The 25701-nt window shown below is 71.7% G+C and carries 21 protein-coding genes; 17 read left to right on the top strand and 4 right to left on the bottom strand.

Annotated elements, in window-relative coordinates; translation table 11 throughout:
• Window positions 1-69: 69 nt before the first annotated feature.
• The 5 genes from FFT21_RS22205 to FFT21_RS22185 all read left to right on the top strand — a co-directional run bounded on the left by FFT21_RS22205 (window position 70) and on the right by FFT21_RS22185 (window position 2942).
• Window positions 70-705 carry a class I SAM-dependent methyltransferase gene (locus tag FFT21_RS22205; RefSeq protein ID WP_225978637.1) on the top strand — a complete coding sequence of 212 codons (636 nt, stop codon included), beginning with the start codon at window positions 70-72 and terminating at the stop codon, window positions 703-705.
• Between the two features lie 82 nt (window positions 706-787).
• Window positions 788-1132: a hypothetical protein gene (locus FFT21_RS22200; protein WP_137815862.1), complete on the top strand. Its 345-nt coding sequence runs from the start codon at window positions 788-790 to the stop codon at window positions 1130-1132.
• 15 nt (window positions 1133-1147) lie between these two features.
• Complete coding sequence (locus tag FFT21_RS22195; RefSeq protein WP_137815861.1) at window positions 1148-1459, top strand: ESX-1 secretion-associated protein; 312 nt, start codon at window positions 1148-1150, stop codon at window positions 1457-1459.
• Window positions 1456-2463 (top strand): WXG100 family type VII secretion target, encoded by a 1008-nt coding sequence (locus FFT21_RS22190; RefSeq protein ID WP_137815860.1) that lies wholly within the window; start codon window positions 1456-1458, stop codon window positions 2461-2463. The genes FFT21_RS22195 and FFT21_RS22190 overlap by 4 nt, the downstream gene beginning before the upstream one ends.
• Window positions 2460-2942 carry a DUF6346 domain-containing protein gene (locus FFT21_RS22185; RefSeq protein WP_137815859.1) on the top strand — a complete coding sequence of 161 codons (483 nt, stop codon included), beginning with the start codon at window positions 2460-2462 and terminating at the stop codon, window positions 2940-2942. Before FFT21_RS22190 ends, FFT21_RS22185 begins: the two co-directional genes overlap by 4 nt.
• Here the strand turns inward: FFT21_RS22185 and ilvD are convergent.
• Both ilvD and FFT21_RS22175 read right to left on the bottom strand, forming a co-directional pair.
• The gene (gene ilvD, locus FFT21_RS22180; protein WP_137815858.1) at window positions 2936-4615 is read right to left on the bottom strand and encodes a dihydroxy-acid dehydratase; all 1680 of its coding nucleotides are present in this window, start codon (window positions 4613-4615) and stop codon (window positions 2936-2938) included. The two genes, FFT21_RS22185 and ilvD, sit on opposite strands and share 7 nt — an antisense overlap.
• Before the next feature lie 75 nt (window positions 4616-4690).
• Window positions 4691-6475: a S8 family serine peptidase gene (locus tag FFT21_RS22175; protein ID WP_137815857.1), complete on the bottom strand. Its 1785-nt coding sequence runs from the start codon at window positions 6473-6475 to the stop codon at window positions 4691-4693.
• 490 nt (window positions 6476-6965) lie between these two features.
• On the opposite strand from FFT21_RS22175, the gene FFT21_RS22170 reads away from it, so the two are divergent.
• The 8 genes from FFT21_RS22170 to FFT21_RS22135 all read left to right on the top strand — a co-directional run bounded on the left by FFT21_RS22170 (window position 6966) and on the right by FFT21_RS22135 (window position 17951).
• The gene (locus tag FFT21_RS22170; RefSeq protein WP_137815856.1) at window positions 6966-8021 is read left to right on the top strand and encodes an MBL fold metallo-hydrolase; all 1056 of its coding nucleotides are present in this window, start codon (window positions 6966-6968) and stop codon (window positions 8019-8021) included.
• A gap of 89 nt (window positions 8022-8110) precedes the next feature.
• Entirely contained in the window at window positions 8111-8959 is an 849-nt protein-coding gene (ppgK, locus tag FFT21_RS22165) for a polyphosphate--glucose phosphotransferase (RefSeq protein ID WP_307722954.1), read from the top strand.
• Window positions 8960-8980: 21 nt separating this feature from the next.
• Window positions 8981-11044 (top strand): transketolase, encoded by a 2064-nt coding sequence (gene tkt / locus FFT21_RS22160; RefSeq protein ID WP_225978636.1) that lies wholly within the window; start codon window positions 8981-8983, stop codon window positions 11042-11044.
• On the top strand, window positions 11041-12114 hold the full coding sequence (gene tal, locus FFT21_RS22155) for a transaldolase (RefSeq protein ID WP_137815855.1): 1074 nt from the start codon (window positions 11041-11043) through the stop codon (window positions 12112-12114). The genes tkt and tal overlap by 4 nt, the downstream gene beginning before the upstream one ends.
• Before the next feature lie 47 nt (window positions 12115-12161).
• The gene (gene pgi, locus FFT21_RS22150) at window positions 12162-13790 is read left to right on the top strand and encodes a glucose-6-phosphate isomerase (RefSeq protein WP_137815854.1); all 1629 of its coding nucleotides are present in this window, start codon (window positions 12162-12164) and stop codon (window positions 13788-13790) included.
• 12 nt (window positions 13791-13802) lie between these two features.
• Window positions 13803-14831, top strand: coding sequence for a phosphogluconate dehydrogenase (NAD(+)-dependent, decarboxylating) (gene gnd, locus FFT21_RS22145; protein WP_137815853.1), 1029 nt, complete (start codon window positions 13803-13805; stop codon window positions 14829-14831).
• Window positions 14832-14838: 7 nt separating this feature from the next.
• Window positions 14839-15582, top strand: a complete 744-nt coding sequence (locus FFT21_RS22140) for an HAD family hydrolase (RefSeq protein ID WP_137815852.1) — start codon at window positions 14839-14841, stop codon at window positions 15580-15582.
• Window positions 15579-17951 (top strand): glycoside hydrolase family 65 protein, encoded by a 2373-nt coding sequence (locus tag FFT21_RS22135; RefSeq protein WP_137815851.1) that lies wholly within the window; start codon window positions 15579-15581, stop codon window positions 17949-17951. Before FFT21_RS22140 ends, FFT21_RS22135 begins: the two co-directional genes overlap by 4 nt.
• Here the strand turns inward: FFT21_RS22135 and FFT21_RS22130 are convergent, their stop codons facing one another.
• Complete coding sequence (locus FFT21_RS22130) at window positions 17952-19481, bottom strand: molybdopterin-dependent oxidoreductase (RefSeq protein ID WP_137815850.1); 1530 nt, start codon at window positions 19479-19481, stop codon at window positions 17952-17954.
• Window positions 19482-20054: 573 nt separating this feature from the next.
• Between FFT21_RS22130 and FFT21_RS22125 the strand changes: the two genes are divergently transcribed.
• On the top strand, window positions 20055-20432 hold the full coding sequence (locus FFT21_RS22125) for a histone-like nucleoid-structuring protein Lsr2 (protein WP_137815849.1): 378 nt from the start codon (window positions 20055-20057) through the stop codon (window positions 20430-20432).
• Between the two features lie 97 nt (window positions 20433-20529).
• Here FFT21_RS22125 and FFT21_RS22120 read toward each other — a convergent pair whose 3' ends face one another.
• Window positions 20530-21294, bottom strand: a complete 765-nt coding sequence (locus FFT21_RS22120) for an IclR family transcriptional regulator (protein WP_137815848.1) — start codon at window positions 21292-21294, stop codon at window positions 20530-20532.
• A gap of 141 nt (window positions 21295-21435) precedes the next feature.
• Here FFT21_RS22120 and FFT21_RS22115 point away from each other — a divergent pair, with 141 nt between their 5' ends.
• From FFT21_RS22115 to FFT21_RS22105, 3 genes are all read left to right on the top strand, one after another.
• Window positions 21436-22917, top strand: a complete 1482-nt coding sequence (locus tag FFT21_RS22115) for an MFS transporter (RefSeq protein ID WP_137815847.1) — start codon at window positions 21436-21438, stop codon at window positions 22915-22917.
• Window positions 22918-22923: 6 nt separating this feature from the next.
• Entirely contained in the window at window positions 22924-24528 is a 1605-nt protein-coding gene (locus FFT21_RS22110) for a thiamine pyrophosphate-dependent enzyme (protein WP_137815846.1), read from the top strand.
• Between the two features lie 273 nt (window positions 24529-24801).
• Window positions 24802-25404, top strand: a complete 603-nt coding sequence (locus FFT21_RS22105; protein ID WP_137815845.1) for a fascin domain-containing protein — start codon at window positions 24802-24804, stop codon at window positions 25402-25404.
• The last annotated feature ends 297 nt before the right edge of the window (window positions 25405-25701 follow it).

Raw genomic sequence — 25701 nt, 5'->3', positions numbered from 1 at the left:
CGCCGGGCGAGACGGTTACGCGGCGAGGTGGCGGTCGGGCCGTGACGGCGGCGAGGTTACCGTCGCGCGGTGACCCTCGAGACGACGAACACGCAGAGCACTCCGCAGACCTCCGCGAGTTACCGGGTCTTCATCTCCGCCGCGCTGCGCCAGCCGGTGGTGGTCGGTGCCATGGCGCCGAGTTCCGCCGCGCTGGCCGAGCGGATGACCTCGGTGGTGGCCAGCAGCGGCGAGCCGGTGGTGGTCGAGTTGGGACCCGGCACCGGTTCGGTCAGCGCGGTCATCCAGCGTCGCCTCCCGGCCGGCGCCCGACATATCGCGATCGAGGTGGACGAAGAGATGGCCGAGCACCTGCGCCGGGTGCAGCCCGGTGTGGAGGTGCTGCACGGCGACGCCGAGCACCTCGACCGGTTGCTCGCCGGCTGCGGGGTGGACGCCGCGGACGCCGTGGTGAGCGCGCTGCCCTGGTCGCTTTTCCGGCCGGAGACCCAGGCCCGGATCGTCGGCCAGATCGGCGGGGTGCTCGCGCCGGGCGGAGCGTTCACCACCATCGCCTACCTGCATGCCAGGGCGCTCGCCGGCGGGCGGCGGTTCCACCGGCTGCTCCGCGACCGGTTCGACGAGGTGATCGTCAGCGAGGTGGTGTGGCGGAACCTGCCGCCGGCCCGGGTGTACGCCTGCCGCCGACCGGTCGCCCGGGACTGACGCCGACCGGCCGAGCGAATCCGCCGGAACGCACCCCATGTCCGTTCCATCCCCAATATCCTGCTGCCCGACCGTGGCCGTCGTGATCAGTGAGGCGGAGGGAATGGAGCCAACAGGTTCGCGCCCGAGCATTGACCGGAACCGGGCCGGCGTGCTCACCGACCTGAGGCTGTCGTCCCGCGCGGAGGGCATGCGGGCCCCGCAGCTCGCCAACTCCATCATGGAGACCTACCGCCGGGCGATGGCGCGGGGCGCCAGCCGGACCGTGGAGATCATGTCGCCGCTGATCGGGGAGAACTCCGCGTCGATGGACTTCCTGCGCAGCGCGATGCCGCAGCTCGACGAGCCGGGCGAGGAACGGCGGAGCCGGCCGGCGCGGCCCGGGGGCGGCGACGATGAGTCCCCCGGCTTCCGCTGGGACCGGTAGCGGAGGGCAGCGAGGATGACGAACGGTTACGACGTGAGCGCCGCCGAGCTGGCCAGCCATGCCCGGCAGGCTGGTGACGTGGCGGAACGGGTGGGCCGGGCGAACGGCGCGGCGCAGCAGGTCGGCCTGGGCGGGGTGGGCATGTACGGGCTGCTGTGCTCGCCGGTGCTGATCCCCGCGCTGCACGCTTTCTTCGGTGACTGCGACGACCTGCTGAAGAACGCCGCGGACCTCGGTCACGCCTGCGCCGAGGGGATCCAGCACACCCAACGGAACTACGAGCAGGTGGAACGGGACGTGGCCGAGATGCTGGGGAAGATCAAGTGAGCAACGACCTGATCGCACAGCCGGAGCCGGTCAGCCCGACCGCCGGTGCCGGCATCGTGGACAGCGGCAAGTCGCTGTACGACGACATCGCCGGCGGAATCGACAAGGGCGAGTGGGACGCGCTGGCCCTGGGCGTGGACGGCGCCGCGGTCGGGCTGGACATGCTCGGCATGGTGCTCGACCCGCTCGGTGAGCTGGTCAAGGCCGGCGTCGGCTGGCTGATGGAGCACGTCGAGTTCATCCGAGAACCGCTCGAGGTGCTCACCGGCGACCCGGCGCAGATCGAGGCGCTGTCGAAGACCTGGACCAACATCGGCAACGAGCTGAACCAGGCCGGAGCGCAGTACACCGAGGCGCTGCGCACGGTGTCGGGCTGGAAGGGCGACGCCGCCGTCGCGTACCGGGGCGTGGCGAACGACTACGCGGGCGGGCTGCACGGTGTGGCGGAGCACGTGGACCACGCCGCGCAGGGCATCGCCGTCGCCGGCATGGTGGTGGCCACCGAGCGGGCCATCGTGTTCGACATGATCGCCTCCTTCATCAGCCGGGTGATCACCGAGGCACTGATCGCCGCGGCGTCCTCGGTGGTCACCCTGGGCGGCTCGGTGGCGACGTTCATCGCCAGCGTCACCGCGGACGCCGCGATCCTCGCCGGCCGGCTGGGCCAGCGCCTGGCCAAGCTGCTCAAACTGATCGAGCAGTTCGTCCGCCGGTTCCGCTCGCTGGGCACGAAGTCCCGCGAGGTGGCGAACGCGATCCAGCACCGGGCCAACAAGATCCGCCGGCAGAGCCGGAAGCTGGTGCACGACGGCACCCGGGACAAGGAGGCCCTGCAACCCGACTCCGGGTGGGGCAAGCGGTACCACGACTACACCGGGCGGATGGGCGAGTCCGCCGCCGCGAAGTTCAACGAGAACTGGGGCACCAAGATCGTCAAGGAGGGCGCGAAGTCGGTCAACCAGTACGACGAGGAAGCGACCAACCAGCAACAGCGACAGCCGTGACCGAGCGGTCGACCCGGGAGAGCCGGCTCTGGCCGGTTCCGGTGTTCACGCTGCTGTTCCTCGTGGTCGCCGGCATCGTCGCGTTCGGATCGAGTTTCCGGCTCGGCCTCAGCCCGTCCGGCCCGGTACTCGACCGGGGCGTGGCCGAGGTGCGGAGCTGCCGCACGTCCGTGCCGGACCTGGGCCTGGCCTCTGTCTGCCAGGCCCAGGTCCGGTGGCAGTCCGGCAGGTCCGGGCACGCGGTGGTGCGCTCCGTCCGGCCGCTGACCGGGACCGTGGACGTGGTGGAGCGCGGCCGGCGCGGCGGTCGCAACCCGGACGCGGCCGTGGTGCCGGCCGACCATCCGGACCACGCCGCGTCCTGGGCGTGGGGCCTGCTCGTGCTCGGCGTGCTGGCCTGCGGCGCCGGCGGCATGGTGCTCGGGTTCCGGGTGTCCCGGTGGCTGCCGCCGCGCCGGCGGTCGCCGCTCGGTCAGTAGCAGACCGCGCCCTCGGCGGCGGAGCGGACCAGGCGGGCGTACTTGCCGAGCACCCCCTTGCCGATCTTCGGTTCGCGGGGCTGCCACTCCTCGCGGCGGCGGGCCAGCTCGTCGTCGGGCACGCCGAGGTCGAGGGTGCGGCTGGCCATATCCAGGGTGATCGGGTCGCCGTCGCGGACGAGCGCGATCGGCCCGCCGTGCGCCGCCTCCGGGGCGACGTGGCCGATGCACAGCCCGGTGGTGCCGCCGGAGAACCGCCCGTCGGTGACCAGCAGCACGTCCTTGCCGAGCCCGGCGCCCTTGATCGCGCCGGTGACGGCCAGCATCTCCCGCATCCCCGGCCCGCCGCGCGGACCCTCGTAGCGGATCACCACCACGTCGCCGGGCGCCAGTTCGTCGTTGGACACGGCGTCCATGGCGGCCTGCTCGCCGTCGAACACCCGCGCGGTGCCCTCGAACCGGGCCGAGTCGAACCCGGCGCTCTTCACCACGGCGCCCTCCGGCGCCAGCGACCCGCGCAGGATGGTCAGCCCGCCGGTGGGGTGGAGCGGGTCGGAAAGCCGGTGCAGGATCTTGCCGTCCAGGTCCGGCGGGTCCAGTTCGGCCAGGTTCTCCGCGACGGTGCGGCCGGTGACGGTGAGGCAGTCGCCGTGCAGCAGGCCGGCGTCCAGCAGCGCGCGCATCACCACGGGGACGCCGCCGACCCGGTCGACGGCGGTCATCACGTGCGCGCCGAACGGCTTGACGTCGGCCAGGTGCGGCACGCGGTCGCCGACCCGGTTGAAGTCGTCCAGGTTCAGGTCGACGTCGGCCTCCCGGGCGATGGCCAGCAGGTGCAGCACGGCGTTGGTGGACCCGCCGAACGCCATCACCACGGCGATGGCGTTCTCGAACGCCTCCCGGGTGAGGATCCGGCGCGCGGTGATCCCGTTCGCGATCATGTTGACCACGGCCTCGCCGCTGGCCCTGGCGAACCCGTCCCGCCGCCGGTCCACCGAGGGCGGGCTCGCCGAGCCGGGCAGCGACATGCCCAGCGCCTCGGCCGCGCACGCCATGGTGTTCGCGGTGTACATCCCGCCGCAGGCGCCCTCACCGGGGCAGATGGCGCGCTCCACCCGGTCGACCTCGTCGCGGGTGATCAGACCGCGGGCGCAGGCGCCGACCGCCTCGAACGCATCGATGATGGTCACCTCGCGGCCGTCCACCGTGCCGGGCAGGATCGTGCCGGCGTAGAGGAAGACGGCGGCGACGTCCAGCCGGGCGGCGGCCATCAGCATGCCCGGCAGGCTTTTGTCGCAGCCGGCCAGGAGCACGGCGCCGTCCAGCCGCTCGGCCTCCATCACCGTCTCCACCGAGTCGGCGATGATCTCCCGGGACACCAGCGAGTAGTGCATGCCGATGTGCCCCATGGAGATGCCGTCGGACACCGAGATCGTGCCGAACTCCATCGGGAAGCCACCCGCGTGGTGCACGCCCTCCTTGCTCGCCGTGGCCAGCCGGTCCAGCGAGAGGTTGCACGGGGTGATCTCGTTCCAGGACGAGGCGATGCCGATCTGCGGCTTGGCGAAGTCCTCGTCCCGCATGCCGATCGCGCGCAGCATGCCGCGTGCCGCGGCCCGCTCCAGGCCCTCGGTGACGTCGCGGCTGCGCGGTTTCAGGTCTGGCTGTTGCATGGTGCGGCCTTCCTGCGTACCCGGGAATTCCCAGTGTGCAGGAAGGCCGCCGCCACGCCAGCCGGACCCGCCGGGTCAGCCGCGCAGGAACGCGGCGCCCCTGGTCACCGCGCCATAGGCGTCCACGATGCCGTGCCCGTAGAAACCGTTGAACGCCTCGGTGCCCTCACAGGTCGCGGTGAACTCCGCGGACCGGCCCACGTTCTCGTAGGACACCGTCGCCGGCACCGGGCACGGCCGCCGGGTCGCGGTGCCCTCCAGAACCCGTTCCACGGCGTCCGGGGACATGGTGAGTGTGCCGCGGTGCCGGGGGTCGGGCCGGCCGTACTGGCTGACGATCAGCGCGGCGACCCCGACGACATGCGGCGTGGCCATCGAGGTGCCCTGCAGGTACTGGTAGTAGCCGCAGGTGGCGCCGGAGCAGAACTTCTGCACGCCGACCGCCTGGCCGGCCGCGGTGACGTTGCCTTCGGCGTCGATCGCGCCGGCGGCCAGCGCGACGTTGCGCGGGTAGGCGGACAGGATCAGGTTCTCGTTGGTGCGGTACCAGTCGGTGCCGAAGCCGTCCCGGAAGTAGCCGCCGGGCGCCGACACGGAGATCTGCTCGACGCCGTAGTTGGAGTAGTCGGCCTTGCCGCCGGACGGGCCGAGCGCGGAAACCCCGATCACGTGCGGGCCCTCGACCGGCAGGTCCAGGCAGGTCGCGTTGTCGATCGGCCGGGGGTAGGCGGCGTTAGCCGGGTAGTCCGGGCTGGACGTGTCGGTGCGCGGGTGGCCCAGATCCTCGTGGTTGTTGCCGAGCGCCGCCACCAACGTGACGCCCCGGTCGTGCGCGTAGTCGAGGGCGCGCCGCATCGCCGCGATGGTGGTCCGCTGCTCGATCCGCGCCTCCGGGCTGTCCGCCGGGTTGGCGGTGCAGTTGTACAGCCAGGGATCGAGGTAGAAGGACATGTTGACGACGTCCAGCCCGGCGTCGCCGGCGTAGGTGAGCGCGTCCACCACCGGCTGGAGGAAGAAGAAGCCGCTGTCCTGGGCGCCGCGGATGTTGACCAGGGTGACGTTCGGGGCGACGCCGGAGACGCCGAACCCGTTGGCCGCGGCGGCGATCGTGGCGGCCACGTGCGTGCCGTGGCCGTTGTCGTCGTGGTCCACCGGGTCGACGCAGCCACGGAATTCGCACGGCCCGTCGACGGTCGCCCCGGTGGAGTCGGTGGGAATGTCCACGGTGAAGTTGCGGGACAGCCCGTAGTCGAAGTTCGGCGCGATGTCCGGGTGGGTGCCGTCGATGCCGGTGTCCAGCACGCCGACGTAGACCCGCCGGTCGCCGGCCTGCCGGGTGCGGGCCAGGTCGGAGCGGACCATTTTCAGGCCCCACAGCTTGTCGTCCAGCGGATCCATGCCGGCCGTGGCGGGGCCACGCTGGACGCGCGGCCCGATGGCGGCGCCGTCGTGGTTCTCCTTCTCCACCGCGTCGCGTTGCTGCGGGGTGTTGCCGCCGTGCGGAAGGTGCCCGATGGGTCGGGCGTGGGTCGCGCCGAGTAAGGCGTGGGATGACGCCACCCGCTGCACGAATCCGGCGGCCGGGGCGCGGACGGTCAGCGCGCCGATGGCGGTGTTCTCCCTGACCACGGTGCCGCCCGCGGCGCGAACGGCGGCCACGGCGGCATCCCGGCTGGCGCCGTCGGCAACCAGCACCGTGTAGTCGTCCTGTTGCTGCTGCGCCGCGGCGGTGCCGCCGGCGCCGAAGGCGAGCACTAATACCGACGCCGACACGAACAACCCGTTGACCAGACCTCTCCGAATTTTCACCCGTCCTCCTCCACCAAACCGGCCCACCGTCCCGGCCAGAACCCCGCACATCGGGGGCCACTCCGGACGGAATACTCTGCCCGCTGGTCCGCGCTTTCGTGACAACCGTTCGTCGGATTCCCGCTACTCCGTACGTGTGTTGGCCGGTCATCGCGAGAGTAGTTTTGTGATGCCGATAGCGCCGGTGCCGTGAACAGGGCCGGAACCGCGCCGATTTGTGTGAAGGAAAACCTCAACATTGTGAACGTCGTTCAGAACCGGCCCAGCGGCCACGGGCCGCCAGGCCCGGGCGAGCGGCCGGTGTGGTGAGGGCCGTGTAGACCGCACGGTGTCGCTGAATGACGAGAACTTCTGAATAAAGGCACCGTGATGAACGCCGCGCATTTTCCGGATGCCGCGGAGGTTGGTGGCGCGGTGGGGGCGGCCGGTCGCGGCGGCTGGGGGTGTGGTGGTCGCCACGGTCAGCGTGTTAACAGGGGCTTACCCGACGTACCGTCGGGAGGTTGCTGTTCTCAACGAAGTAGGCGACGGGAGAAGGCGCATGTCCACCGTGCCGCAGTCCTGGACCGAGCCGGGCAGCTACGAGGTCGCACCCGGCGTGCACCGCATCCCGCTGCCACTGCCGAACGACGGCCTGCGCGCGGTGAACGTCTATGCGATCGAGGACGGCGACGGGCTCGTCATGATCGACTCCGGGTGGGCCCTGGAGGAGGCCCGCACCCAGCTCGAGTCGGCGCTCGGCTCGCTCGGCTATGGTTTCGAGGACATCCGCCGCTTCCTGGTCACCCACGTGCACCGGGACCACTACACGATGGCGCTGACGCTGCGCCGGATGTACGGCGCCAAGGTGGCGCTGGGCATCGGGGAGCAACCCTCGCTGAACCGGATCATCGCCGGCCAGGAGAGCGACCAGCTCGCCGACCTCATCTCCTGGGGCGCCGAACCCATGCTGGAGCGGCTGGCCGCGATGTACGCCGGCATCGACCGGAGCAAGGCCCAGCAGGCCTACGACCAGCCCGACGAGTGGCTGACCGGGCCCGCCGACGTCGACCTGGACAAGCGGACGCTGCGCGCGATCCCCACCCCCGGCCACACCCAGGGGCACGTGGTGTTCCTCGACCCGGAGTCGTCCTTGCTGTTCGCCGGGGACCACGTGTTGCCGCACATCACACCGTCGATCGGGTTCGAGCCGGCCAGGGCGAAGCAGCCGCTCGGTGACTACCTCGACTCGCTGCGGCTGCTGCGCGACTACCCGGACATGCGGCTGCTGCCCGCGCACGGCCCGGTGGCGCCCAGCGTGCACGGCCGCGTGACGGAGCTGCTGCGCCACCACGACGAGCGGCTGGCCGCCACCCTGGAGACCGTCCGCGACGGCGCGGCCACCGCGTACGAGTCGGCCCGGCGGCTCGGCTGGACCCGCCGGCACCGGCACTTCGACGACCTGGACGTGTTCAACCAGCTGCTCGCGGTCGGCGAAACCTCGGCGCACCTGGCCCTGCTGGTGCGCCGGGGCGAGCTGGAGTCGTCCACCGTGGACGGCGTCACCGAGTACCGCCTGCCCCCGTTCACACCGGAAGGCGCGGCGGAAAGCGCCTGAGCCGACCGCCCCGCCGCGTCCGGGCCTTTCGTCCATCCGAAGACGGCCGCTGGCCATCTGCCCCGCCGGGTGGCCAGGCATGAGCCTGGGTGCGTCAGCCGGGTACGCAGGACGTTCCCGGGCGAGCATCGGGAACGGGGGACCGGCCCATCAGTACCAGGCGTGCCACCTCGGGCAGGGTCGTCGGCATCGACGTCGGTGGCTCCGGGATCAAAGGCGCGCCCGTTGACCTCTCCGTCGGCCGGTTCGCCACCGACCGGGTGCGACTGCCCACCCCGCGGCCGGCGACCCCGGACCGGGTGGCCGACGTGGTCGCCGAGGTGCTGGACCACTTGGACGTGGCCGGCCCGGTGGGGGTCACGCTGCCCGCGGTCGTCGCCGACGGGGTGGTGGAGACGGCGGCCAACATCGACCCGTCGTGGCTGGGGGTGCACGCCGTCGAGCTGTTCGGGCGGGCCACCGGCCGGCCGGTCGGGGTGCTCAACGACGCGGACGCCGCCGGGATCGCCGAGATGCGCTACGGCGCCGGCAAGGGCCGCGGCGGCGTGGTCGTGGTGGTCACCCTCGGCACCGGGATCGGCACCGCGGTGTTCAGCGACGGGGTGCTGGTGCCCAACACCGAACTGGGCCACCTGCCGCTGCACCACGGGGACGCCGAGGACTGGGTGGCCGAGTCGGTGCGGGAACGCGAGGACCTGTCCTGGAAGCACTACGCGCACCGGCTGCAGCACTACCTCGAACTGGTGCAGCGGCTGCTGTGGCCGCGGCTGATCGTCATCGGCGGCGGGGTGAGCAGGAAGGCGGAGAAGTTCCTGCCGCACATCGAGTTGCGCACCGAGGTCGTCCCGGCCCGGCTGCACAACGACGCCGGAATCGTCGGCGCGGCACTGTTCGCACCGCTGTCGCTGGGCCGGCCCGCCGCCGTCCCGGCACCGTAGAACCATTCGGGGGGAGCGACCGTGACCATCACCGTCGACGCGGACACGCTGGCCGTCAACACCGTCCGCGGCCTGTGCATGGATGCTGTGCAGCGGGCCGAGTCCGGCCACCCCGGCACGCCGATGGGTATCGCGCCGGTCGCGTACACGCTGTGGCAGCGGTTCCTCCGGTTCGACCCGGCCAACCCGATCTGGCCGAACCGGGACCGGTTCGTGCTGTCCGAGGGCCACGCCTCGGCGCTGCTGTGGTCGCTGCTGCACCTCGCCGGGGTGCGCGCCGTCGACCCCGACTACGAGGTGCTCGGCCGGCCCGCGGTGACCATGGACGACCTCAGGACGTTCCGGCAGCTCGACTCGCACTGCCCCGGCCACCCCGAGTACCGCTGGACCAGCGGGGTGGAAGCGACCACCGGGCCGCTCGGCCAGGGCGTGGCCACCTCGGTGGGCATGGCGATCGCCGGTCAGTGGCTGGCCGCCCGGTACAACCGGGAAGGCTTCCCGCTGTTCGACTTCGACGTGTACGCGCTGGCCGGCGACGGCTGCATGATGGAGGGCATCTCCGGTGAGGCGGCCTCGCTGGCCGGCCACCTGCGGCTCGCCAACCTGTGCTGGATCTACGACTCCAACCGGGTCACCATCGAGGGCCACACCGACCTCGCGTTCACCGAGGACGTCGCCGCCCGGTTCGTCGCCTACGGCTGGAACGTGACCACCGTGGCGGACGCCAACGACGTCGACCAGGTCGCCAGGGCGCTGCACACGTTCCGCGCCGAGCAGCAGCGGCCCACGCTGATCCTCGTGCACAGCCACATCGGCTACGGCTCGCCGGTGGAGGACTCGCCGAAGGCGCACGGTGCGCCGTTCGGCCCGGACGGGGTGCGGGCCACCAAGCGCGCGCTGGGCATCCCGGAGGACGCGGACTTCTTCGTCCCACCCGGCGTGTACGAGCACTTCGCCGCTGGCGTCGGCGCGCGCGGCGGCGAGGCCCGGCAGGCGTGGGAGGGCATGTTCGCCGAGTACCGGCTCGCCTACCCGGAACTCGCCGACGAGGTCGACCACATGCAGCGCCGCGAACTGCCGGAGGGCTGGCAGGACGCGCTGCCGTCGTTCCCCGCCGACCCGGCGGGCATCGCCACCCGGGACTCCTCGGGTCGGGTGCTCAACGCCCTGGCCCAGCGGATTCCATGGCTGCTCGGCGGCTCCGCCGACCTGGCACCGTCCACCAAGACCACGCTGACCTCGGCGGAGGATTTCGAGGCCGACGACCGGATCGGCCGCAACTTCCACCTCGGCATCCGGGAGCACGCCGCCGCGGCGGTCGCCAACGGGCTGTCGCTGACCAAGCTGCGCCCCTACTGGTCGACGTTCCTGACCTTCTCCGACTACGCCCGCGGCGCGATCCGGCTGTCCGCGCTGATGGAACTGCCGGTGATCCATATCTTCACGCACGACTCGATCGGCGTTGGCGAGGACGGCCCCACCCACCAGCCGGTCGAGCAGTTGGCCTCGCTGCGCGCCATCCCCGGCCTGCTGGTGTTCCGCCCGTGCGACGCGAACGAGGTGGTGGAGACCTGGCGGGTGGTGGCGGCGCTGCGCCACGAACCGGCCGCGCTGGTGCTGTCCCGCCAGAAGCTGCCCACCCTGGACCGCGCCGGCCTGGGCGCGGCGGAAGGGGTGGCGCGCGGGGCGTACGTGCTGGCCGACGCTCCCACCGGCCGGCCAGACGTGCTGCTGCTGGCCACCGGGTCCGAGGTGGCCATCGCGCTGGCCGCCAGGGAGGAGCTGAACGCCGAGGGTATCGCCGCGCGTGTGGTGAGCATGCCCTGCTGGGAGTTGTTCGACCGGCAACCCCGCGCGTACCGGGACGAGGTGCTGCCGCCGGAGGTACGCGCCCGGGTCGGCGTCGAACAGGCCGCCACGCTCGGCTGGGACCGCTACGTGGGCGACGCCGGCGCGGTGGTCGGCATGCACACCTTCGGCGCGTCCGCGCCGCTCAAGCAGTTGCTGTCCAAGTTCGGGTTCACCCCGGAACGGGTGGCCCAGATCGCCAGCGAGTTGGTGGCGGAGGGGACGGGTAACCGATGAGAGCGACCGAGATCCTGCGCGAGCACGGGCAAAGTCTGTGGCTGGACAACATCACCCGGCAGATGCTCGACAGCGGCCAGATCCAGCGCTATATCGACGAGTACTCGGTGACCGGGCTGACCTCCAACCCGTCGATCTTCGACAAGGCGATCGAGTCCGGCTACTACGACGACGCCATCCGGGAGAAGTCGGCCCGCGGCCTGGCCGGCGAGGAACTGTTCTTCGACCTGGCCATCGAGGACCTCCGCCGCGCCGCCGACCTGTTCCTGCCGGTTCACGAGCGCACCGACGGCGTGGACGGGTGGGTGTCGCTGGAGGTCTCCCCGCTGCTGGCCTACGAGACCACCCGCACCATCGAGGCGGCGAAGGCGCTCTACACCCGGGCCGCCCGGAAGAACCTGCTGGTCAAGATCCCGGGCACGCCCGAGGGGCTGCCGGCGATCACCGAGTGCGTCGCCTCCGGGGTGCCGATCAACGTCACCCTGCTGTTCTCCGCCGACCACTACCGGGCCGCCGCCGACGCCTACCTGACCGGCGTCCAGCGGCGGATCGAGCGCGGCCTCGACCCGGCGGTGGGGTCGGTGGCCTCGGTGTTCATGTCCCGCTGGGACGCGGCCGTCGCCGACCACGTGCCGGAGCGGCTGCGTGACCGGCTCGGCCTGGCCGTCGGCCTTGCCACCTACCGGGCGTACCGGGAACTGGCCGACTCCGACCGGGTGCAGCGGGTCGAGAACGCCGGTGGCCGTATGCAGCGGCTGCTGTGGGCGTCCACCAAGACCAAGGACCCGGAGGCGTCGGACACGCTGTATGTGCGCGGTTTGGCGGCACCCTTCACCATCAACACCATGCCGGACGTGACGCTGGAGGCGTTCTACGACCACGGCGAGGTCGGCGAGCCGATGCCGGCCGACGGCGACGGCGCCGACGCGCTGCTCGCCGCGTTCACCGAGGCGGGCGTCGACCTGCCCGCACTGGCCGCGAAACTGCAACGGGACGGCGCCGCCGCGTTCGTGCGTTCCTGGAACGACCTGATGACACGGATCTCCGCGCAGCGCATGTCGCTGGTCTGACCCTGATAATCGGATCTTGTTCACCCACCGACCCGGAGGAAGCACCGATGCCGACCACCCCGCTCCGCGAGCATCCCGCCTGGCAGGCGCTCGAACGCCACCACGCCGAGATCGGCGGCGTGCACCTGCGGCGGCTGTTCGCGGAGGACCCGGAACGCGGCAAGCGCCTGTGCGCCGAGGCGGCCGGCCTGTACCTGGACTACTCGAAGAACCGGATCACCGACGAGACGCTGCGGCTGCTGGTCCAGCTCGCCCGCGAGTGCGGGGTCGAGGAACGCCGGGACGCGATGTTCCGCGGCGAGCGGATCAACACCACGGAGAACCGCTCCGTGCTGCACGTCGCGCTGCGCATGCCGAAGGGCAGCTCGCTCGTCGTGGACGGCGTCGACGTGGTCGCGCAGGTGCACGAGGTACTGGACCGGATGGCCGACTTCGCCGGCCGTATCCGCTCCGGTGAGTGGCGGGGGCATACCGGCAGGTCGATCCGCAACATCGTCAACATCGGCATCGGCGGCTCCGACCTCGGCCCGGTGATGGCCTACGAGGCGCTGCGCCACTACACCCGGCGCGACCTCACCTTCCGGTTTGTGTCCAACGTGGACGCCACCGACTTCGTGGAGGCCACCCGCGACCTGTCCCCGGAGGAGACGCTGTTCATCGTGTCCTCCAAGACCTTTGGCACGCTGGAAACCCTGACCAACGCGCACTCCGCGCGGCGGTGGATCGTCGACGCGCTGGGCGGTGAGGACGCGGTGGCCCGGCACTTCGTCGCGGTGTCCACCAATGCCGAGCGGGTCGCCGAGTTCGGCATCGACACCACCAACATGTTCGGGTTCTGGGACTGGGTCGGCGGCCGGTACTCGATGGACTCGGCCATCGGGCTGTCCACCATGGTCGCCATCGGCCCGGAGAACTTCGCCGAGCTGCTGGCCGGGTTCCACGAGATGGACGAGCACTTCCGCACTGCGCCGCTGGCGGAGAACCTGCCCGTGCTGATGGGTCTGCTCGCCGTCTGGTACGTGGACTTCTTCGGCGCGCAGAGCATCGCCGTGCTGCCCTACGACCAGTACCTCAAGCGGTTCCCGGCGTACCTGCAGCAGCTCACCATGGAGTCCAACGGTAAGCACGTCACCCTGGACGGCCGGGCGGTGGACTACCCCACCGGCCCGGTGTACTGGGGCGAGCCGGGCACCAACGGCCAGCACAGCTTCTACCAGCTCATCCACCAGGGCACCCCGCTGATTCCCGCCGACCTGATCGGCTTCGCGAACAGCCTCAACCCGCTCGGCGACCACCACGACAAGCTGAACGCCAACGTGTTCGCCCAGGCGCAGGCGCTGGCATTCGGCCGCACCGAGCAGGAGGTGGTGGCCGAGGGCACGTCTCCGGAACTCGCCGCGCACCGGGTGATGCCGGGCAACCGGCCCAGCAACGTGCTGCTCGCCGAGAAGCTCACCCCCCGGCTGCTCGGCGCCCTGGTCGCGCTGTACGAGCACAGCGTGTTCACCCAGGGCACGATCTGGGGCATCAACTCCTTCGACCAGTGGGGCGTCGAGCTGGGCAAGGTGCTCGCCGCGAACATCACGCCCGAGCTGACCGCCACCGGCGAACCCGAGCTGAACCACGACTCGTCCACCAACGCGCTGATCCGGAGGTACCGGGCGCTCAGGCACTAGGGGGAGGTCACCATGGCTACCGACAGACCCATGCAGCTCGGCATGATCGGGCTCGGCCGGATGGGCGCCAACCTGGTGCGCCGGTTGATGCGGGACGGGCACCGCTGCGTCGTCTACGACGTCAACGCGGGCCCGGTCCATGAGCTCGCCGCGGAGGGTGCCGGCGGGGCCACCTCACTGCGCGACCTGGTGGCGAAGCTGGCCCCGCCCAGGGCGGTGTGGCTGATGCTGCCGGCCGGGGTGGTGCAGTCCACGCTGGACAACCTGGTCGACGAGCTGGACCGGGACGACGTGGTGATCGACGGCGGCAACTCGTTCTACCGGGACGACATCACCCGCGCCCGGCAACTCGGCCAGCGCGGCCTGCACTACGTGGACTGCGGCACCTCCGGCGGGGTGTGGGGGCTGGAACGCGGCTACTGCCTGATGATCGGCGGGGAGGACGAGCCGGTCCGCCGGCTGGACCCGATCTTCGCCAGCATCGCCCCCGGCGCGGGCAGCGCGCCGCCCACGCCCGGCCGGACCCGGGACGGCACCGCACCGCACGGCTACCTCCACTGTGGCCCCAGCGGCGCCGGCCACTTCGTCAAGATGGTCCACAACGGCGTGGAGTACGGGATGATGGGCGCCATCGCGGAGGGTCTGAGCATCATCAAGAACGCCAACGCCGGCGAGAAGGAGCACACCGTCGACGCGGAGACCGCGCCGTTGCGCGACCCGGAGGCGTACCGGTACGACATCGACGTCGCCGAGGTCGCGGAGGTGTGGCGGCGCGGTTCGGTGGTCGGCTCCTGGCTGGTCGACCTGTGCGCGGACGCGCTGGCCCGCTCGCCGGAACTGAGCGGTTTCGCCGGTCGCGTCTCCGACTCCGGCGAGGGCCGGTGGACGGTACACGCGGCGATCGACGAGAGCGTGCCCGCCCCCGTGATCACCGCCGCGCTGAACGAACGTTTCGAGTCCCGCGGCCTCGGCAACTTCAGCGATGAACTGCTCTCCGCGATGCGGAGCGAGTTCGGCGGCCACGCGGAGAAGAAGGGCTAGGGCAGACATGGGGCAACGGGTGGCGCCCGAAGGGATCACGGCCTGCCTCTTCGACCTCGACGGCGTGCTGACCAGCACCGCCGCCCAGCACATGGCGGCGTGGAAGCAGACCTTCGACGCGTTCCTGCGGGAGCACGAGCGCGAGAGGTTCCGGCCGTTCACCGAGACCGACTACGTCGAGTACGTGGACGGCCGGCCGAGGGCGGACGGGGTGCGCCAGTTCCTCGCCTCCCGCGGGATCACCCTGCCGGAGGGCGGCCACGACGACCCGCCCACCGCGGACACCGTGTACGGGGTGGGCAACCGGAAGAACGACGCGCTGCTGAAGATCATCCAGGAGCACGGGGTCACGCCCTATCCCGGCTCGGTGCGCTACCTGGAGGCGGTGCGGGACGCCGGCCTCGCCGTCGCCGTCGTCACCTCCTCGGAGAACGGCGCATCCGTGCTTGACGCGGCCGGCCTCAGCCGGTTTGTCCAGGCCCGCATCGACGGCCTGGTGATCAACCGCCAGAAGCTGCGCGGCAAGCCGGAACCGGACTCGTTCCTGGCCGGCGCGAAGGCGCTCGGCGCCAACCCGGCACAGGCGGCGGTGTTCGAGGACGCGCTGGCCGGCGTGCAGGCCGGCCGCGCCGGCGGCTTCGGCTGGGTGGTCGGCGTGGACCGCACCCACCACGCCGACGAGCTCCGCGCGCACGGTGCGGACATCGTGGTGTCTGATCTCGCCGAGATCCTCGAGGGGGTAACGCCGTGACGGCTGCTCGCCAGCTACCGGGCTACGAGGTCGCCCCGTGGGAGCTGCGGTGGCGCTGGCTGGACCTGGACGCGCTGCGCAAGACGGAGTCCACGTTCGCGCTGTCCAACGGCCACATCGGCTTCCGGGGCTCGTTCGAGGAGGGCGAACCGCGCGGCCTGCCCGGCACCTACCTCAACGGCTTCTACGAGCGGCGGCCGCTGCCGTACGCCGAGGCCGGGTATGGCTACCCGGAGGACGGGCAGACCGTGGTCAACGTGACCGACGGCAAGATCATCCGGTTGCTGGTCGAGGACGAGCCGGTGGACATGCGCTACGGCTCGGCTCCGAACCACGAGCGGGTGCTGGACTTCCGTTCCGGCACACTGCGCCGCCACACCGAGTGGATCTCGCCGACCGGCCGGCAGGTGCGGATCACCTCGGAGCGGCTGGTGTCGTTCACCCAGCGCGCCATCGGCGCCATTCACTACGAGGTCGAGCCCCTGGACGGGCCCGCGCAGCTCGTGGTCCAGTCCGAGCTGCTCGCCAACGAGCCGATCGAGCGGGAGACCGACGACCCTCGGGTCGCCGCCGTGCTGGAGAACGCGCTGGTCTCCGATTTCCACACGGGGGCGGAATACCACGCGGCTCTGGCACACCACACGCGCCGCTCCGGGCTGCGGATGGCGGCGGCGATGGACCACGAGATCGACGCGCCCGGCGACGTGTGGACGGAGAACCACACGTCGGATGACCTCGGCCGGCTCACCGTGGCCGCCGAGGTGCCGCGGGGGCAGAAGCTGCGGCTGACCAAGTACGTCGCCTACGGCTGGTCCAGCCAGCGGTCCACCCAGGCGCTGCTCTCGCAGGTCAACGCCGCGCTGGCCGGCGCACGGCTGAGCGGCTGGCAGGGCCTGCTCGACGAGCAGCGCGCGTTCCTGGACGACTTCTGGGACTCCGCGGACGTGGAGATCGACGGCGACGCCGAGCTGCAGCAGGCGGTCCGGTTCGCGTTGTTCCACGTGCTGCAGGCCGGGGCCCGCGGGGAGACCAGGGCGATCCCGGCGAAGGGGTTGACCGGGCCGGGCTACGACGGGCACGCCTTCTGGGACACCGAGACGTTCGTACTTCCGCTGCTCACTTACACCGTGCCCGACGCGGCCCGCAACGCGCTGCAGTGGCGACATTCCACCCTGGACAAGGCGAGGAAGCGCGCCGTGCAGCTCGGCCAGGCCGGTGCGGCGTTTCCCTGGCGGTCCATCAACGGCGAGGAGTGCTCCGGGTACTGGCCGGCCGGCACGGCCGCGTTCCACGTCAACGCGGACGTCGCCGACGCCACCGCCCGGTACCTGGCGGCCACCGGGGACAAGGAGTTCGAGGCGCAGTACGGGTTGGAGCTGCTGGTGGAGACCGCCCGGCTGTGGTCGTCGCTGGGTCACCACGACGCGCACGGCCGGTTCCGCATCGACGGCGTCACCGGCCCGGACGAGTACACCGCGATCGTCGACAACAACACCTACACCAACCTGATGGCGCAGCGGAACCTGCGTGAGGCGGCCACCCGCTGCGAGATGCGTCCGGAACTGGCCCGCGAGCTGGGCGTGGACGAGGAGGAGACGGCCCGCTGGCGGGACGCGGCCGACCGGATGGTGGTGCCCTGGGACGACATGCTGCAGGTGCACCCGCAGTCCGAGGGGTTCACCCGGCACGCCTACTGGGACTTCGCGGGCACCCCGCCGGAGAACTACCCCCTGCTGCTGCACTACCCGTACTTCGACCTGTACCGCAAGCAGGTGATCAAGCAGGCCGACCTGGTGCTGGCCATGTGGCTGCGCGGGGATGCCTTCACCCCGGAGCAGAAGGCCCGCAACGTCGCCTACTACGAGCCGCTGACCGTGCGGGACTCGTCGCTGTCGTCCTGCATCCAGGCGGTGCTCAACGCCGAGGTCGGGCACCTGGAACTGGCCTACGACTACTTCGCCGAGGCGGCCCTGGCCGACCTGCACGACCTGTACCACAACGTGCACCAGGGACTGCACATCGCCTCGCTGGCCGGCTCGTGGATCGTGGCGGTCGCCGGGTTCGGCGGCATGCGCGACCACGGCGGCAAGCTGACCTTCGCGCCCCGGCTGCCGCCCGAACTGGGCCGGATCGCCTTCCGGATGTGCTTCGCCGGGAGCCGGATCTGCGTGACCATCCGCCGTGACGAGGTCACCTACCAGCTCGTGCGCGGCGAGCCGGTGCACACCTCGCACCACGGCGAGGCGATCGCGCTGAAGGAGGGCGAGCCGGTCACCCTGCCGATCCCGCCGGCGCCGCAGCATGTCCCACCCCGCCAGCCGGCCGGCCGCGCCCCCGCCCGGCGCCGCCCCTACCCGGTGCCCAGCTGATCACTGGGTGGTGAAGAACACCGAGTGCCAGCCGGTGGCGCCGTCCGGTTCGGGCGGGGTGCGCTGCCCGGTCTGGGTGTAGCCGGAGCGGTCGGTGGCGCGGCACTCCAGCGTGTGCCCGCCGGGCGGAGCGTCCAACTCGATCCGCCACATCCGCCAGGTGTCCGTGCTGACCTCGGTGGACAGTTGCGCGACCTGCCACGGGCCGCCGTCCATGCGCACCTCGACCCGGTCGACGCCGGTGTGCTGGGCCCAGGCGATGCCGGCCGCGACCACCCGGCCGGCCGGCACCTTGCCGAACGCCGCGGGCCGGTCGATCCGGGACTGTGTCTTCACCGGCGCCCGCTGCGCCCAACCGCGCTGCACCCAGTACGCCTGCCGGTCGAACGTGGTCACCTCCAGGTCGGTCAGCCACTTGGTCGCCGACACGTACCCGTACAGGCCGGGGGTGACCATGCGCACCGGGAAGCCGTGCTCCACCGGCAGCGGCTCGCCGTTCATCGCCACCGCCAGCAGCGCGTCTCGCTTCGGGTCGGTGAGCACATCGATCGGGGTGCCCGCGGTGAACCCGTCCACGCTGGTGCTGAGTACCTGCTGGGCGCCGGGCCGCACGCCGGCCTCGGCCAGCACCTCGCGGATCGGCACCCCGACGAAGTCGGCGGTGGAGATGTACGGCCCGCCGACGTCGTTGGACACGCAGCACAGCGTGATGGTCCGCTCCACCAGGCGGCGGCCGGTCAGGTCGGCGAAGCTCAGCTCCAGTTCGCGGTCCACCATGCCGTGCACCCGCAGCCGCCAGTCGCCGGCCTCGATCTGCGGCACCATCAGCGCGGTGTCCACCCGGTAGAAGTCCCGATTCGGCGTGATGAACGTCGGCGTGCCGGAGGCGGCGAAGTCCGCGCCGGCCGGCACCGGGGGAGCGGGTTCGGCCGGCGCGATGCGGCCGAGCGCGGCGCGGGACCGCTCGGCGCCGCGCGTCGCGGACAGCCGCTGCCCGATCGCCGCGGCGGCGCCGGCCACCACGGCCACCGAGCCGGCGGTGACCAGGAACCGCCGCCGGCCGGGTGCCGGGGGCGTCGCCTCCGTCGGGGGCGCGGCTTCCGCCGGGGGTGCGGTGGCCAGCCGGTGCAGCCAGGCGAACACGCCGAGCCCGACCGCGGCGGCGGCCACCGCCGGCAGCACACCGAGCGCGCCGAGGTCCGGGCGGGCCGCGGCGGCGGCGATGCCGACCACCCCGAGCCCGCCGACCAGCAGCAGGCCGGGCAACGCGCGGCGCCGGGAGACCAGGCCGGCGAGCACACCCAGCGCGAGCAGCACCACGGCCATGCCGGCGAGGAGCACCGTCTTGTCGGCGGCGCCGAACTCGCGGATGGCGAACGCCTTCACCGGTTCGGGGGTGAGGTCGACCGCGGTGTTGCCGACGGCGAGATAGGGGGAGGAGTTCGGCCCGGTCGCGGCCGCCACCAGATGTCCGACCGCGAGCGCCGAGCCGATCGACAGCACCCCGATCCACACGCCAGCACCACGCATACGTCGAGCGTAGGCAGGGTTCGCGGGATCGACCGCCGGCCGAGCCGATCCGTCATCGGACCGTCAGTGTTTGTTCCTGGACGCGCGCCGCGATCGCGTCGCCGGGGCGCGATCGGGACCCGGCGCTCCGGTCGTGCCTGATGAGGCGCGCCGCGATCGCGGGGCTTCGCCCCGGCGCGTTCCCATACTCGTCATCGCAGGTCAGGCCAGTTCCGGAACAGGCTGTCCGACTCTGTCCCCGACGGCCAGGAGCCGGCCCGCCCGCGATTACCGGCAGGCGGCGGATCGGCGCCGATGTCCGAAATTGCGGACATCGCGGCACCGGCGCCGGCCGGTATCGACTGTGTGCCTTCCGTGTTGGAAGCGTGACGTATCGCACCCTAATTCGGGGCATTGTGGCCGCCCCGGATGCCTTCTCATCACGACGCGGTTCCCTCGTTCGAAGCCGGTTCGCGGAAACACTCGTTGTTTCGTGCTACGGTGGTGATCGACCGTGAAGGCATCCGGTGTTTTGGACGCCGTCCCGCCGGATGCCGGAAGGTATTGGACCGTTGCATCCTAAGGAGTCCCCCCGTGGCCCAGAAGGTTCTTGTCCAGCTCGTCGATGACCTGGACGGCACCACGAGCGACGACATCTCCACCGTTCAGTTCGGTTTGGATGGCGTGAGCTACGAGATCGACCTCACTCCGGCCAACGCGGCGAAGCTGCGCGACGAGTTGGCGGACTTCATTGGCGCCGCCCGCCGTATCGGTGGCCGGGCCAAGCGCGGCACAGCCGGGAGCACGCCCAAGGCGAAGTCCGAATCCGGCGGCTACACCCGGGAGCAGAACAAGGCCATCCGCGAGTGGGCGAAGAAGCACGGCCACGACGTGTCGGAGCGGGGCCGCATCCCCAGCCACGTCATCGAGGCCTTCGAAAAGGCCCACGGCGGCAAGGCGAACGCCGCCTAAAGAGGTGGCGGTGACAGCCCGCCGCACATCGGTACCCGGCGACAGGGCCTCGCGCGCCGACAGGGCGCCGAGGCCTTGTTTTGTCGTGCCCCTTTGTTCAGCTCGGCAGGTCGGCGGTGATCGCCGCGGCGGTACGGCGCAGCAGCGGCGCCAGTTCCCGTGCGCGTCCCCGGGGCAGCCGGCTGGCCGGTGCGGAAATGGTGAGCCCGGCCAGCGGGCCGCCGTGTCCGTCGCGGACCAGCACGCCGACCGCGTGCACGTCCACCACGCTCTCGCCGAGGTTGACCGCGTAGCCCCGGGCGCGCACGCACCGCAATTCGGCGAGCAGCGCGTCGAAGTCGGTGATGGTCGCCGGCGTGACGCTGGGCAGCCCGTGCGGGTAGTGGCCGCGCAGCCGCCCCTCGGGTAGCTCCGCCAGCAGCACCTTGCCCCCGGCAGCGGTGAAGGCCGGGATCCGGTCGCCGGTGCGGGGCGCCACGCGCAGCGGGTGGCGACCCTCCACGCCGTCCACGAACAGCGCCTCGGCCCCGTCCAGCACCAGCAGGTTGACCGTCTCGTTCACCTCGGTGCACAGCCGCTCCAGGTGCGGCCGGGCCGCCCGGGGCAGGGTGCGGTCGGTGAGCGCCTCGCGCGCCATGCTCAGCAGGGTCAGGCCGAGGCGGTAGCGGCGGCTGCCGGCCTCCTGGTCCACGAAACCCTCGGTGCGCAGCGTGGACAGCAGCCGGTGCGCGGTGGACGGCGCCACGCCGAGGTGCGCGCTCACGTCGGTCACCCGCGCCGACTCCCGCTCGCGGAGCAGCAGCAGGATCCGCAGCGCGTTGCGCACCGAGTCGGAGCCGGACGCGCCGTGGTCTTTCGGCATGGCGGAATTATATGCCCGAATGGTTCCCCGATACTGCTGTCCTGGGCTAGTTTGTGCCGCGCATCCTCGGCCAGCCGCGTTCGAGGGAGCGGAAAGTGGCCGCTGCCGGCGGTCCGAGGACATGTGCGTCTGGAGTCGACGATGACCTCAGCGAGCCCCGACCCCGTCCCGCACCGGACCGTCCAGTCCTGGCACGTGCTGTGCGGCTGGCTGCTGCTCGGCTGGACGGTGAGCGCCGCCGACCGCACCATCACCGGCCCGGTGGTCACCTGGATGATCGGCCACCACGTGTCCTTCCTGCGTGACGCGCCGATGCCGTACGCGCTCGGGGGGTTGATCGGTGGCCTGTTCTTCGCCGGCTACATGCTCACCCAGTTCCCCGGCGGCTACCTCGGTGACCGCTTCGGGCACCGCACGATCATCGGCGTCAGCCTGCTGTGGGCCGGGATCGCCACCCTGCTCAACGGCGTGATCAGCGGGCTGGCCGTGTTCATCGTGCTGCGCGTGCTCACCGGACTCGGCGAGGGCGCGTTCTACTCCAACGACCGCACGCTGATCACCGCGCGGGTGCCGGTGCACCGGCGCAGCTTCGCCATGGGTCTGGTGATCACCGGCCTGGCCATCGGCATCACCCTGGCCACGCTGCTCGCCCCATGGATGATCAACCTCGGCTCGGTGCTGGGCACCGAGCACGCGTGGCGGATGCCGTTCCTGCTGCAGGGCGCGGTGACGCTGGTGGTTGCCGGCGGCGCGGTGTGGTACTTCCGCCGCGACCAGCGCGGCCTGCCCTACGGCCGGGCCACCCTGGCGCTGCTCCGCTACGCGGCGGTCTGCCTGGCCGCCGTGATGGCCGTCTACTACCTCGGGGTCTGGCTCGGCGCGTCGCAGCTGGGGATCGCCGGCATGGAGATCCTGCTCGCGCTCGGCCTGGTGCTGTTCGTGTTCCGCAGCAAGCGCGGCGAGATCGGACCCGTGCTGCGCAACCGCAGCCTGGTGATGATCAATATCTCGTACATCGCGGTGCTGTGGAACCTGTGGTTCTTCAGCTTCTGGTCGGTGGCCATCGTCGCCGGGGCCGCGCACTCGTCGTTCCTGCAGGCCGCGCTGATCGCCGCGTTCAACGCCGGCGCGGGCATCCTCGGCTTCCCGGTCGGCGGGTGGCTGTCCGACCTGGGCGTGCGGCGCGGCTGGGGGCGCAAGGGCATGCTGGTCAGCTTCACCTTCGCGCAGGGCGTGCTGACCGTCGTGTTCGGCCTGTACCTGCTGCTCACCGGCAAGCCGTCGGTGGTGGTGATGGGGTTGCTGCTGTTCGCGGCCAGCCTGTTCTTCAACGCGCTGCAGCCCATCGGGCACGCCCTGATCGCCGAGTTGGCCACCGAACCGATGCGCGGTTCGGCGTTCGGGATGAACAATCTGATCGGCGAGATGGGTGCGGTGCTCGCGCCCGCGGTCGGCGGCTACCTCCGGGACGTCACCGGAAGCTGGACCCAGGCGGTGCTGCTGGACGCGGCGCTGATCTTCGTCGGCTTCGCGGTGCTGTGTTTCGTGCGGGAACGGCGGGACGCGGCGAGCCCGGTGGGTACCCCGGAGGCGTCCGGCTCCGCGGTGACTCCGGCATCCTGAGGACCGATGCGCACGGTACGGGACGAAGCTTTCGAGGTGGTCTCCCGCCTCGACATGGGCACGATCTTCGCCAACCCGGGGTCCACCGAGGTCCCCATGCTCACCGACCTGCCCGACGACCTGGAGTTCGTGCTCGCGCTGCACGAGGCGTCGGTGGTCGGCATGGCCACCGGATGGGCGCTGGGCCGGCGGTCCCCGGCGTTCGTGGTGCTGCACACCACCGCCGGGCTGGGCAACGCGGTCGGCGCGCTGGCCACCGCGCGGGTCAACCGGGCGCCGCTGGTGGTGCTGGTCGGCCAGCAGGACCGCAGGCACCTGGCGCTGGAGCCGTTCCTCACCGGCCGGCTCACCGGGCTGGCCGGCGACTACCCGGTGTCCGTGGAGCAGCCGCTCCGGGCGCAGGACGTGCCGGGGGCGCTGGCCCGCGCCTGGCACACCGCCCGGGAGCGGCGCGGACCCGCACTGGTGATCGTGCCGATGGACGACTGGTCCGCACCCGCCGAGGACTCCGGCGTGCTGCCCGCCGCCACCGAGGTGCACCGTGCCACCGGGGTGGACGAGGCCGTGGTCGGCCGGCTGGTCGAGGTGCTCGCCGAGGCCACCTCGCCGGCGCTGGTCGTCGGCGCGGGAGCGGACGACCGGGCGACGTGGCGGGCCCTGGTCGCGCTGGCCGAGCGGCTGCGCTGCCCGGTGCGGCAGGAGTCGTTCGGCGCCCGCGCCGGCTTCCCGCAGGACCACCCGCTGTTCGCCGGCCACCTACCCGCCGCGCGCTCCCGGCTGCGCCAGGTCCTGGCCGGGCACGACGTGGTGCTCTGCGTGGGCGCTCCGGTGTTCCGGCAGTACCCGTACGAGCCGGGTCCGCTGGCCGAACCGGGTACCCGGGTGCTGCTGGTGACCGACGACCCGGAGGAGGCGCACCGCTCACCGGTCGAGCTGGCCGTGCTGGGCGGCCCGGGTGAGGTGTGCGCCCGGCTGGCCGAACGGGTACCGGCCCGCGACGTGCCGATGCCGGCCACCCACCGGGCCGCCCCGCCGCCCCCGCCCGGGCCGAGCGAGCCGCTGCGTGCCGCGCACGTGCTGGCCGCGCTGGCCGAGCGGCTGCCGGCGGACGCCGTGGTCGTGGAGGAGACCCCGTCCACCCGGCCGGACCTGCATGCGCTGCTGCCGGCCAGGGCGCCGATGGGCTTCCTGTCCGCGGCGATGGGTGGGCTCGGCTTCGCCCTGCCCGCGGCGACCGGCCTGCGGATGGCCCGCCCGGACCGGCCGGTGGTGGCCGTGGTCGGCGACGGGGCCTCGCTGTATGCCATCCAGTCGCTGTGGACCGCCGCGCACTACGGGGTGGGCGCGCTGTTCGTGGTGCTGTCCAACGGCCGGTACGCGGTGCTGGACCACCTGGCCCGCGGACACGGCGGCGGCAAGCCGCCCTGGCCGGGGTTCGCCGAGATCAGCGTGCGGGACCTGGCGCTTGCCCTGGGTTGCCCCGCGTCGCGGCCGACCGGCCACGCGGAACTGCTCGGCATCCTGGACGACGTCGTCCCGGGGCTGGCCGATCGCGGCGAGCCGCTGCTGCTCGACGTTCCGGTCACCGTGGACCCGACATTCGACCCCTGACGGTCGGGGCGCTTTTCGGTCGCCGGGGCCGCTCACTCGACTGGCGGCTTTCCGCTGACACCCGTTTCCTGCCAGCCTGAAATCACGGGGAACAGGGGGTATGTCGATTCTGGTTCGGTGCGCCGACGGGCGTGTACGGCCAACCGAGTGGTGACGAATCGTCGGCCGCGAGGAAGCGACCGGTAGGGTGACAAAGGTTCGCTGTCGCCGAACATGTGAATTCACATCATCCTTTGTGCCCTCCACATCACCTTAACGGGAGGACACCACGAAATGAGAGAGTTATCCGCGCGTGGCCGGCTGGCCGGCCTGACGGGTGCCCTGCTGCTTGCCGCGGGCATCGTGCTGGCGGTGTTGCCCGGTGCCGCCGCGGCGGCACCCGCGAACGGCATCAGCCTCACCGAGGCCATGAGCCGCCTGACCGCTTCGCACAACACCGCGCAGCAGGTCGTCTGCTCGAACAACGTCTACATCACGTCCCGGGCGAATGGCCGGATCGTCTCCGCCGAACTGGGTTATTCGGGGAACAACTACGCGATGCTCCGCGCTCGGGCCACCGCCGTCGGACCGTGGGAGCGCTACACCATCTGCACCGACACCCGCAGTGGACTCAGTTCCATCGCCTCCCAGGCGAACCGCAGGATCGTCTCCGCCGAACTCGGTTACTCCGGCGGCGACTACGCGATGCTCCGGGCCCGGGCCACCGCCGTCGGTCCCTGGGAGCTGTACCGCATCGTGTCCGCGGGCAGCGGCCTGGCCATCATCTCCGCGGCGAACGGCAGGTACGTCTCGGCCGAACTGGGTTACTCGGGGAGCCGCTACGCGATGCTGCGCGCCCGGGCCACCGCCGCCGGTCCCTGGGAGCAATTCCAGTAGCCGGCGGCCCGCGGCGCCCCGAGCCAACCGGGAAGGTTCCGCCCGCCACGACCGGCGGAACCTTCCCCGGTGGCCGCCGGCCCTGCCGCGCCGCAACGACCAGGCGCGGCGCGTGCGTCTCGCGCTGTGACACCGTGCGGGTCTCGCCGCGCCCGCATCTCGTTTCACCACTGAGAGCGTTATTCAGGCCGGCTTGATCACCTCAAAGTAGGGCAACGACCCCGATCAGGTAAGATCGTTTTCCTACCACAGAACACGACTTACAGGCGGGGCCGTTGCGTTACCAGTCTACTACAG

The sequence above is a fragment of the Gandjariella thermophila genome, from assembly GCF_005405885.1.
Classification (GTDB): domain Bacteria; phylum Actinomycetota; class Actinomycetes; order Mycobacteriales; family Pseudonocardiaceae; genus Gandjariella; species Gandjariella thermophila.
This window is presented reverse-complemented; position numbering and strand designations above follow the sequence as displayed.